The organism is Burkholderia sp. Ax-1720 (assembly GCF_011753035.1).
GTDB lineage: Bacteria > Pseudomonadota > Gammaproteobacteria > Burkholderiales > Burkholderiaceae > Burkholderia > Burkholderia gladioli.
Map to the genome: position 1 here is coordinate 1 of NZ_VWWK01000387.1, position 2,028 is coordinate 2,028.

A 2,028-nucleotide genomic window follows, 5' to 3' on the forward strand; every position below is an offset into this window, starting at 1 on the left:
AGGCCGCGGTCGATCGCCAGCGTCTCGGTCGCCACGCGCCGCGCCCAGGGCCAGGCCGGCTGGCCGTGGCTGTCGCCGGCCAGCCCGAGCCGGTCGGCCAGCGCGCCGAGCAGGACCTGGGCCTCGTGCAGCGTGGCGAGCAGCGGATTGAGCCAGGCCTCGGGTGCCGCCAGGCTCATCGCGACGACAGCTCGCGGGCCCGCTCGCCGCGCGCGCTACCAGCTCGCATCGAGGCCGAGATGGGCGAGCGCGGTGCGGCGCAACTCCGCCAGGCGCGGGTCGCCGCGATGGCGCGGATAGGGCAGGTCGACCTCGAGCTCGGCGAGGATCCGCGCCGGGCGCGGCCCGAACACGACCACCCGCTGCGCGAGGAACAGCGCTTCCTCCACGTCGTGCGTGACCAGCAGGGCCGAGAAGCGCGCGCGCCGCCACAGCGCGACCAGCTCGCTCTGCATGGTCAGGCGCGTGAGCGAATCGAGCTTGCCGAGCGGCTCGTCGAGCACCAGCAATTGCGGATCGTTGACCAGCGCGCGCGCCAGCGCCACGCGCTGCGCCATGCCGCCCGAGAGCTGGTGCGGAAACGCGTCGGCGAACTCGCTCAGGCCGACGCGCGCCAGTTCCTCGTCGACGCGGTGCCGCTCGCGCCGGGCCAGGCCGCGCGCATCGAGCCCGAGCGCCACGTTGGCGCGCACGCGCCGCCACGGATACAGCGTCGGGTCCTGGAACACCACGATGCGCGACGGATCGGGCCGCTCGATCGGTTTGCCGTCCTGCCGGATCGAGCCGCGCGTGGCCGGCTCGAGGCCGGCCACCAGCCGCAGCAGGGTGGACTTGCCGCAGCCGCTGGGCCCGAGCAGGGCGACGAACTCGCCCGGCGCGACCGACAGCGAGACGTCGTCGAGCACGTGCAGCGGCCCCTTCGGGGTATCGAACCAGTGGCTGGCATGGCGGATGTCGATGCGCGCGCCGGCGACGGTCGAGGCATCGTCGCCGCGTGTCGCATCGGCATGGCGCTCGGCTTCGGCGTGGCGTGTCGCATCGACGTGGCGCTCGGCATCGACATGGCGCGGCGCATCGGCATAGCGCTCGGCATCGTCGTGGCGCGGCGCATCGGCATGGCTCTCGACATCCACGCGGCGCGTGCTGTCCGCGTGACGCGCGGCTTCGATCGGCGTATCGGCGCCGCGTGCGGCGGGCGCCGGGGACAGCGTGGCGGGGCTCACCATTTGACGGTTCCTTTCTGCCAGGCGAGCGCGCGGTCGCGCAGCGCGAACAGCAGGGTGATGAGGCCCGAGAACAGCAGGGCCATGACGATCAGCGCCGCGTACATGTTGGTGTAGGAGGCCCAGCCCTGGGCCCAGGTCAGGTACCAGCCGAGGCCGGACTTCACGCCCATCATCTCGGCCACCACCAGCACCGTGAAGGAGGCGCCCAGCCCCATGAACAGGCCGACGAAGACTTGCGGCAGGGCGCCGGGAATCGCCACCCGCAGCACCAGGAAGCGCGAATTCGCGCCGAGCGTGCGGGCCACGTCGTAATAGGCCTTGCCGACGCCGGCCACGCCCGACCAGGTCAGCACGGCGACCGGGAAGCCGGTGGCCAGCGCGATCAGGAACACCGCGGCCGACCAGCTCGAGGGGAACAGGTAGAAGGCGAGCGGCAGCAGGGCGGTGGCCGGCAGCGGCCCGAGCACGCGCAGCACCGGATGCACCCAATAGCCGATCGCGCGCGACCAGCCGACCGAGACGCCCACCAGGAAGCCGATCGCGGCGCCCGTGGCCACGCCCACGCCGAGCAGCTTCAGCGAGTTGAGCGCGCTGCCGGCCAGCCGCGGGGCATCGTCGAGGTAGACCTCGATCAGCGCCTGCGGCGGCGCGAAGAAGGGCGTGGGCAGCCAGCCGGTCTTGGCGGTGGCGATTTCCCAGGCGGCCAGCAGCAGCGCGATCGCGGCCAGCCAGGGGCCGGCCGGTTGCAGGCGCGCCACCAGCGCGCGGCCCGGCGCGAGCAGGCGGCCCGCGATCGCCAGCA

At 73.6% G+C, this 2,028-nt stretch carries 2 protein-coding genes; both read right to left on the reverse strand.

Annotated elements, in window-relative coordinates; all coding sequences use genetic code 11:
• Nucleotides 1–215 precede the first annotated feature (215 nt).
• Entirely contained in the window at nt 216–1,226 is a 1,011-nt protein-coding gene (locus F3J18_RS36995; RefSeq protein ID WP_240154879.1) for an ABC transporter ATP-binding protein, read from the reverse strand.
• Nucleotides 1,220–2,028, reverse strand: an 809-nt coding sequence (locus F3J18_RS37000; RefSeq protein ID WP_166917116.1) for an ABC transporter permease subunit, incomplete at its 5' end; no start/stop codon positions are given. The genes F3J18_RS36995 and F3J18_RS37000, both read right to left, overlap by 7 nt.

Bases quoted from the DNA above. Each gene is read 5' to 3' on its own strand.
- F3J18_RS36995 (WP_240154879.1), bottom strand. From the start codon at position 1,226: ATGGTGAGCCCCGCCACGCTGTCCCCGGCGCCCGCCGCACGCGGCGCC.